Genomic DNA, 8,741 nt, shown 5'->3' with positions numbered 1-8,741 from the left:
GGGGCTGCTGCGCCCCCGGCAGGAATCGAACCTGCGACCTAGGGATTAGAAGGCCCTTGCTCTATCCAACTGAGCTACGGAGGCAGCGGGTTCCACGATGGCCGACATTGGCCGTGCTGTCCAGCGGGTCGATTATAGCGACCGTCCAGGTGGGCGGATTCTCAGCGTTAGCAACGTTTCAGCCATCCCGAGACAGTAGGTGACGCGCCGGTGGTGATCCGCGGCCAGGATATCGGTACAAACCCGACCGGGCCACGGAATACTCGCCGAACTACGCTCAGTCGTATGTCGTCCGTCCCCACCTCGTCCGCCGCTCCCCGAGCCGAGGCCGCCCGGTCCGGGGCGAGGTTCGCGACGGTCACCGCGCTGGCCGGCGCCATCGCGGCCGTGGTCGCGGCGCTGGTGGTGGGGCTGTCGGCGGCCCAGGCGCTGAGTCTGCTCGGCATCCCCGACCCGGGCGCGCCGACCACCTACGGACTGCCCGCGATCCGGGCGCTCGCCGATCTGGCGGCGGCGCTGACGGTCGGTTCGCTGCTGTTCGCGGCCTTCCTCGTGCCACCCCAGCGCAATGGGTTGCTGGACGTGGGCGGGTATCGGGCGGTGCGCAGGGCATCGAACTTCGCGGTGCTGTGGGCGTGCTGTGCGGCGCTCCTGGTACCGCTGACGGTCTCGGACACCACGGGCCGGCCGGTGGGGGAGGTGCTGCGGCCGGACGGCCTCTGGCGGGCAATCGGTCAGATCGAGCTGGCCGGAGCCTGGCGGACGACCGTAGTCTTCGCCCTGATCGTCGCGATCGGTTGCCGCCTCGCGCTGCGCTGGGGCTGGACTCCGGTCCTGCTCGGCGCCGCGATCGCCACCGTGATGCCGTTGGCGCTGACCGGGCATTCCTCCTCGGGCGGGTCGCACGACGTCGCGACCAACAGCCTGATCCTGCACCTGATCTCCTCCGCCGTCTGGGCCGGCGGCCTGTTCGCGGTGCTGGCACACGCCGTGCGCGGGGGCGCGTACACCGACGTGGCGGCGCGGCGCTTCTCGCTGGCCGCCACGGGAGCGTTCGCCGTGATCGCGGTCAGCGGCGTGATCAACTCCTGGGTCCGGGTGCCGCTGGACGAGCTGTTCACCAGCACCTACGGCAGGTTGGTGCTGGCCAAGGCCGTCGCGCTGGCGATCCTCGGTGTGTTCGGCTACCTGCAGCGCCGCGCCGCGCTACCCGCTCTCGCGGCCGATCCCGGCGATCGCAGGGCCCTGATCCGCTACGCGGGCGTCGAGGTGCTGATCTTCGCCGCGACCATCGGCCTCGCGGTGGGGCTCGGCCGCACGCCGCCGCCACCGCCGGATTCCGTCCCGACTCCCGTGGAAGTCGAACTGGGCTACGACCTGGCCGGGCCGCCCGATTTCGCCCGCCTGGTGTTCGACTGGCGGTTCGATCTGATCTTCGGGACCCTTTCGGTTGTGCTCGCGGTGCTGTACCTGCTCGGCGTGCGGCGCCTGCGCGCACGGGGCGACGCATGGCCGGCCGGCCGGACGCTCGCCTGGCTGTCCGGCTGCGCTGTGCTGCTCGTCGCGACCTCGTCGGGAGTCGGCCGGTACTCGCCCGCGATGTTCAGCGTCCATATGGGGGCGCACATGGCGTTGTCGATGCTGGCGCCGATCCTGTTCGCACTCGGAGGCGCCGTGACGCTGGCGTTGCGCGCGCTGCCCCCGGCGGGCCGCGGCGGCGTGCCGGGTCCGCGGGAATGGCTGCTCGCCGCCGTGCACAATCCGGTGTCGCGGTTCCTGACCCACCCGATCGTGGCCTCGGCGATCTTCGTCGGCGGGTTCTACGCGCTTTACCTGGGCGGCATCTTCGATGCCTACGCCGACTCGCACGCCGCCCACCTGCTGATGAACGTGCACTTCCTGCTCAGCGGCTACCTGTTCTACTGGGTGGTGATCGGCATCGATCCCAAGCCGCGGCAGGTGGAGCCGCTGACCAAGCTCGCGATGGTGTTCGGCTCCCTGCCGTTCCACGCGTTCTTCGGCATCGCGCTGATGAGCATGACCACGGTGCTCGGCGGCTGGTTCTATCGCGGTCTCGGTCTCGGTTGGAACGGCGATCTGCTCGGCGACCAGCGCACCGGTGGCAGCCTCGCCTGGGCCAGCGGAGAGGTGCCCCTGGTGGTGGTGATGCTGGCTTTGCTGATCCAATGGTCGCGCAGCGACCATCGGCTCGCGCAGCGCACCGATCGAGCCGCCGAACGCGACAACGACGCCGCACTCGCCGCACACAACGCGATGTTCGCCGAACTGGCCAAGCGAGATGGAGAAGTGCGTAAGTGAGTGAACGCGCCACCATGGTCTCCCCACACAGACCGGCCGGGCGGGTGGAACGGTCGCACGTGCGATCCGCGCGCAGGCGGCTGGCGGGCCGGATCCGCAAGACGCCGGTGTTCCACACGTCCGTGGCGAGCCCATCGGGCCCGGTGCCGGTGACGATGAAACTCGAGCATCTCCAGCACGGTGGGACGTTCAAGGTGCGCGGCAGTCTCAACGCACTGCTGGAGTCGGGTGACGGGGTCGATCAGGTGGTGATCGCCTCCGCGGGCAACGCGGGTATCGCCGCCGCGCTCGCCGCGGCCCGGCTGGACAAGACGTGCACGGTCGTCGTCCCGGAGACGGCGCCGCATACGAAGGTCGCCGCCATGTGGTCGCACGGCGCGGAAGTGCTCTGGCACGGCACCACCTATGCCGAGGCCTTGGCGTACGCGACCGAGCTGGCCGCCGAACGCGGCGCGCTGCTGCTGCACGGCTACGACCTGCCCGCGGTGGTGGCGGGCATCGGTGTGGTCGGGCTGGAACTCGAAGAGCAGGTGCGCGGGCGGCCGCCGGTGCTGGCCGCGGTGGGCGGCGGCGGACTGGTCGCCGGGATCGCGGCCGCGGTCGGGCGCCGTCAGCAGGTGATCGGGGTCGAGCCCGAGGGCGCGGCTGTCCTGCGCGCCGCCCTGGCGGAGGACCGTCCCGTCGACATCGTCGGGTCCGGGCTCACCGCCGACACTCTGGGGCCGACCCGGATCGGTGACATCGCCCTGGACGTCGCCCGCAGGCACGACGTGCGGTCGGTGCTGGTGAGCGACGACGCGATCACCGCGGCGCGCGAGTACCTGTGGCGCGAATTCCGCATCCTGGTCGAAGTGGCCGGCGCCGCGGCGCTGGCGGCCGTGCACAGCGGCGCCTACGTTCCCGCGCCCGACGAGCGACCGGTGATCGTCCTGTGCGGAGCCAATACCGACGTGGCGGTGTTCTGACCGCGCAAGCGGAAAAGCTCGGACTTCACATCCTCGGGAGTTGTGCACATTCCGGGAACGGGTCGATCGGCGCTCGCGGAATCGGCGCACCCTGGAATTGCCCTCCTGGAGGGGGAGGAAATTCCGGGCAGGCCCGGATCCGAATGCGAAGGGGCGTAATCATGTACGAGGCGAACGCGACGGTGATCGGAACGATCGCGACCCATCCGGTCAAGCGTGATCTCACCAACGGCGAGCAGGTGGTCACCTTCCGGCTGGCGAGCAATTCCCGTCGGCTCGATCACGCGTCGGGGCAATGGGTTGACAACGGCACGTTGTATCTCACAGTCAGCTGCTGGCGGCGGCTGGTGGCGGGTGTCGACGCGTCCCTGCGGCGCGGTGATCCGGTCATCGCCTACGGCCAGTTGCGCTCGCACGAGTACCGCAGCAAAGACGGCGTGGAACGCCGGGATCTGGAGATGCGCGCCACCGTGGTCGGACCGGACCTGTCCCGGTGCACCGCCCAGCTGACGCGGTTGTCCGAGCTGCCCGCACGGAATACTTCCGAGCCTCCGAGCGCTGAAGGTCGGGTGCCGGTCGGTGACGCGCCGGGGGAGAATGGCGCTACCGTCGATTCGGCACCGACTCGCGGCAGCGCGCCCGAGCCAGTCGACGCTTGATCGCTCGACCGGATTTCGTCCTGGCGGCACGGTAGCTCTGCTTCGTCCCCTCATCTCCCGCACCGATAGGCTTCACACTTATGGCTGAGTTCATTTACCAGATGAAGAAGGTTCGCAAGGCGCACGGCGACAAAGTCGTGCTCGACGATGTCACCTTGAACTTCCTTCCCGGCGCCAAGATCGGCGTCGTCGGCCCGAACGGCGCGGGTAAATCCAGCGTGCTGAAGATCATGGCCGGGCTGGACCAGCCGAACAACGGTGACGCGTTCCTCGCCGCAGGCGCCTCCGTCGGCATCCTGCAGCAGGAACCTCCGCTCAACGAGGAGAAGACCGTCCGCGGCAACGTCGAGGAGGGCATGGGCGAGATCAAGGTGAAGCTGGATCGCTTCAACGAGATCGCCGAGCTGATGGCCACCGATTACTCCGACGAGCTCATGGAGGAGATGGGCAAGCTGCAGGAGGATCTGGATCACGCCGACGCGTGGGATCTGGACTCCCAGCTCGAGCAGGCGATGGACGCGCTGCGCTGCCCGCCGCCGGACGAGCCGGTCACCAACCTCTCCGGTGGTGAGCGCCGCCGGGTGGCGCTGTGCAAGCTGCTGCTGAGCAAGCCCGACCTGCTGCTGCTCGACGAGCCGACCAACCACCTGGACGCCGAGAGCGTGAACTGGCTCGAACAGCACCTGGCGCAGTACCAGGGCGCCGTGCTGGCGGTCACCCACGACCGGTACTTCCTGGACAACGTCGCCCAGTGGATCCTCGAGCTGGATCGTGGCCGCGCCTACCCGTACGAGGGCAACTACTCCACCTACCTGGAGAAGAAGGCCGAGCGGCTCGAAGTGCAGGGCAAGAAGGACCAGAAGCTGCAGAAGCGGCTCAAGGAAGAACTCGCCTGGGTGCGTTCCGGCGCGAAGGCCAGGCAGGCCAAGAACAAGGCCCGTCTCGGCCGGTACGAGGAGATGGCGGCAGAGGCCGAGAAGATGCGGAAGCTGGACTTCGAGGAGATCCAGATCCCCGCGGGCCCGCGCTTGGGCAACGTGGTGGTGGAGGTCGAGCACCTGGACAAGGGCTTCGGCGACCGCCAGCTGATCAAGGACCTGTCGTTCACCCTGCCGCGCAATGGCATCGTCGGCGTGATCGGGCCCAACGGCGTCGGTAAGACCACGCTGTTCAAGACCATCGTCGGGCTCGAGCAGCCGGACAGCGGCGAAGTGAAGGTCGGCGAGACGGTCAAGCTGAGTTACGTCGACCAGAACCGCGCGGGCATCGACCCGAAGAAGACGGTCTGGCAGGTGGTCTCCGACGGCCTGGACTACATCGAGGTCGGCCAGCAGGAGATGCCTTCGCGGGCCTACGTGAGCGCGTTCGGATTCAAGGGCCCCGACCAGCAGAAGCCCGCGGGCGTGCTGTCGGGTGGTGAGCGCAACCGGCTGAACCTGGCGATGACCCTCAAGCAGGGCGGCAACCTGATTCTGCTCGACGAGCCGACCAACGACCTCGATGTGGAGACCCTGGGCTCGCTGGAGAACGCGCTGGAGAAGTTCCCCGGCTGCGCCGTGGTCATCTCGCACGACCGCTGGTTCCTCGACCGCACCTGCACCCACATCCTCGCGTGGGAGGGCGACTCCGACAACGAGGCCAAATGGTTCTGGTTCGAGGGCAACTTCGAAGCCTACGAAGCCAACAAGGTGGAGCGGCTCGGCCCGGAAGCGGCCCGCCCGCACCGGGTGACGCACCGCAAGCTGACCCGCGGCTGAGTTCGGCGCGGGGTGGGTGCACCGGCCGCACCCATCCCGCCCTGCAACTCGCCGCGCACCGTCACCGTTCGATGTGCGTGGCGGGCGGACCGGATGTCGGCGAGTCGATTTCGCCGTGCGTAAGCCGCTGCCCCTGCGGGCGTGTGTCGGGGCGGCTGCTGCCTGGTGTTTGCTCATGCGCCGTGGGAGGCGGCGAGGCTGGAGAACGGAGCCGGACGTGGGGGCCGAACCCTCTCGGTGGGACGGCGCGAAAAGTCTTTGTCGCGAACGCGGAACAGGAGTGACACCTACCCGTGCGTAGCTCGCTAGGGTGGGAGACGTGAATGCGCAGGCGCAGTTCGAGCAATCGGTGGCTTCGACCGCCGGCGCGGTGGCCGAGCTGACCCGAGGTACCGGTGCGGCGCCGCTGCCGCCACGGATACGACCTGTAGCGCTCACCTGACGTTAGCGTCCGATTCTGTGCTGTGCCCGAGGTCGCCGCGTGCGACCCCGGCACACGAGCGGCGAATTTTGCGGTCGTGGTGAACACCTGGATGTCGAAAGGGATTTCACCCACGCGTCATCGGCGCGCAGTTACCCTCGGACCGGCGTCACTTTGTTACGGAACCGATATCCGAGGGAGTTGGCGAAAAATGACCGTCTCGTCCGAATTGTCCAGCGCGGCGTGGGCCGCGGGTTTGCCGCAGTCGCTGCGCGGCGAACTCGCGACGCTCGAGGAGGCGTACTTCCGCCACGTCGACGCGGGCGATGTGGACTGTGCGATCACCGGCATCACCCAGATCTTCCGCAGGCACCTGGAGCTGGCGATGATGCGCCGCCCCGGTCGCGCGCTGGTGCGGGTGTATCACCCGGATGACGGCTCCGGAATCGGTGCGGCGGTACAGATCGTCACCGACGACATGCCGCTGCTGGTCGAGTCGATCAGTTCGTCGCTGAGCCGGATCGGCGTGAGCGTCAGCGAGATCATCCACCCGATATTCGAGGTCGAGCGGGACGGGCAGGGACAGCTCACGCACGCCGCCGCGCACGAGGTGGACGGTACCGGCGCGGCTGGCCTGCGCGAATCCTGGATGCACGTGCAATTGCATCCGTCGACCAGTGCGGCGCTGCTGGCCAAGGTCGAGTCCGCGGTGCCGGACGTGGTGGACGACGTGCGTCAGGTGATCGGTGACACCGAAGCAATCGAGGACGTGCAGAGCAAGCTGGCCGACGACCTGGACCTGGCCGCGCAATCCGGGTCCGCGCCGTTCCAGCCGGCCGAACTGACCGACACGGCGAACCTGCTGCGCTGGCTGGCCGGGGGCAACTTCACGCTCCTCGGCTACGCGCGCTACCGGCTGAACACCGACTCCGACCAGGGCCGGGAGACGTCCACCGTTCTGCCCGCCACCTGCCTCGGCGTGCTGCGGCCGGACGTGGGCACCGACTTCCACGTGCCGGTCAACGGCGGTGACCGGCCGCTGCTGACGCTGACCCAGGGGCTGGTCCCCGCCACCGTGCACCGTGCGGTGTATCCGTACTTCGTCAGCGTCGCCGACTTCGAGGCCGACGGAACGGTCGTCGGTGAACATCTGTTCATCGGTGTCTTCACCGTCACCGCCGTGCACGAGAACGTTCTGGACATCCCGGTGATCGAGCGCCGGGTCCGCTCGGCGATCGAGGAGAGCGGATTCGACCTGGATTCGTTCTCCGGCCAGGCGATGCTCGAGGTCATCCAGTCCTTCCCGCGCACCGAGCTGTTCTCCGCCGACGGGGAGACGCTGCGCCGTACCGCCACCGCCGTGCTCGGCGTGAGCCTGCGCCGCCAGGTGCGCCTGTTCCTGCGCGCGGACACCTACGGCCGTTATGTCGCCTGCCTGGTCTACCTGCCGCGCGACCGGTACACCACCAGCTCGCGGTTGGAGATGCAGGAGATCCTGGTCCGCGAACTGGGCGGGGTGTCCATCGACTATTCCGCGCGGGTGGGCGAAAGCGACTTGGCGCGGGTGTATTTCACGGTGCGCATGCCGGAGGCCGAACACGGGGTTTCCCGTCGGACGACCCCGGCCGCCGACACCTCCGAGCCCAACCGGCTGCGTCTGCAGAACCTGCTCGCCGAGGCCAGCCGCACCTGGGACGACCGCCTGAACGACGAGGTGAGCACCTCGACGGTGCTCGATCCCGCAGTGGTTCAGCGGTACGCGGAAGCCTTCCCCGAGGGCTACAAACAGGATTTCGCCGCGGCCCGCGCGCTCGCGGACATCGTGCGGCTGGAGCGGCTGCGTGACGGACGGATCGACCAATATCTGTATCGGAAGCCGGATTCGGCACCGGGTTCCTGGCGCTTCACGCTCTATGTCGGTGGTAGCGGTATCTCATTGAGTCAGGTGCTTCCGCTGTTGCAGAGCCTCGGCGTCGAGGTGGTCGACGAGCGGCCGTACCAGCTCGAGCTGGAGACCGCCGCCGACGGCGGTACCGGCGGTGAGCGGTGGATCTACGACTTCGGCCTGCTGGCCCGTCCGGAGCTGCTGCGCAGTTCGCTCGATCGGGATCTGGACGCGGAACTGCTCGAGTCCTCCAAGCGCGCCGACGTGCTCGAGGCAGAGGTGCGCGGGCTGCGCGAGCGGTTCGTGGAAGCCTTCGAGGCCATGTGGTACGGCCGCGCGGAGGCGGACGGTCTCAACGAGCTCGTGCTGCGTGGTCGGCTGCCGTGGCGTGCCGTCTCGATTCTGCGCACCTACGCGAAGTATCTGCAGCAGGCCGGTTTTCCGTACAGCCAAGCCAATATCTGCCGGGTGCTGCTCACCTATCCGGATATCGCGCGCCTGTTCGTCGATTTGTTCGCGGCGCGTTTCGATCCCGACACCGTCTCCCCCGAGCACGCGGAGGAACTGGAGATCCGGGTGCGCGGGCGGATCGACGAGGTGGTCAGCCTGGACGCGGACCGCATCCTGCGTGCGATCCTCGGCCTGATCAAGGCGACGCTGCGCACCAACTACTACGTGACCGACGTGGAAGGAAAACCGCGCGATTTCGTCTCGGTGAAGGTCGAACCGCGGGAA

The 8,741-nt window shown here is 68.4% G+C and carries 6 protein-coding genes and 1 tRNA gene; 6 read left to right on the top strand and 1 reads right to left on the bottom strand.

The features are described 5' to 3' along the window. Positions 1-10: 10 nt before the first annotated feature. Positions 11-84: transfer RNA gene (locus NNI01S_RS19990), tRNA-Arg, on the bottom strand. A 201-nt stretch (positions 85-285) separates the two neighbouring features. Here NNI01S_RS19990 and NNI01S_RS19985 point away from each other — a divergent pair. From NNI01S_RS19985 to NNI01S_RS19965, 6 genes are all read left to right on the top strand, one after another. Next, on the top strand, positions 286-2,319 hold the full coding sequence (locus NNI01S_RS19985; RefSeq protein ID WP_063021642.1) for a bifunctional copper resistance protein CopD/cytochrome c oxidase assembly protein: 2,034 nt from the start codon (positions 286-288) through the stop codon (positions 2,317-2,319). Positions 2,320-2,333: 14 nt separating this feature from the next. Further along, positions 2,334-3,284, top strand: coding sequence for a serine/threonine dehydratase (locus tag NNI01S_RS19980; RefSeq protein WP_063021701.1), 951 nt, complete (start codon positions 2,334-2,336; stop codon positions 3,282-3,284). Between the two features lie 161 nt (positions 3,285-3,445). After that, positions 3,446-3,943 (top strand): single-stranded DNA-binding protein, encoded by a 498-nt coding sequence (locus NNI01S_RS19975; RefSeq protein WP_084489043.1) that lies wholly within the window; start codon positions 3,446-3,448, stop codon positions 3,941-3,943. Between the two features lie 80 nt (positions 3,944-4,023). After that, positions 4,024-5,700, top strand: coding sequence for an energy-dependent translational throttle protein EttA (gene ettA / locus NNI01S_RS19970; RefSeq protein WP_063021641.1), 1,677 nt, complete (start codon positions 4,024-4,026; stop codon positions 5,698-5,700). 319 nt (positions 5,701-6,019) lie between these two features. Beyond that, positions 6,020-6,142: a hypothetical protein gene (locus NNI01S_RS36365; RefSeq protein ID WP_281180662.1), complete on the top strand. Its 123-nt coding sequence runs from the start codon at positions 6,020-6,022 to the stop codon at positions 6,140-6,142. 190 nt (positions 6,143-6,332) lie between these two features. Beyond that, on the top strand, positions 6,333-8,741 hold a 2,409-nt coding region (locus NNI01S_RS19965), incomplete at its 3' end, for an NAD-glutamate dehydrogenase domain-containing protein (protein ID WP_174554446.1).

Source organism: Nocardia niwae NBRC 108934 = DSM 45340, assembly GCF_001613465.1.
Classification (GTDB): domain Bacteria; phylum Actinomycetota; class Actinomycetes; order Mycobacteriales; family Mycobacteriaceae; genus Nocardia; species Nocardia niwae.
This window is presented reverse-complemented; position numbering and strand designations above follow the sequence as displayed.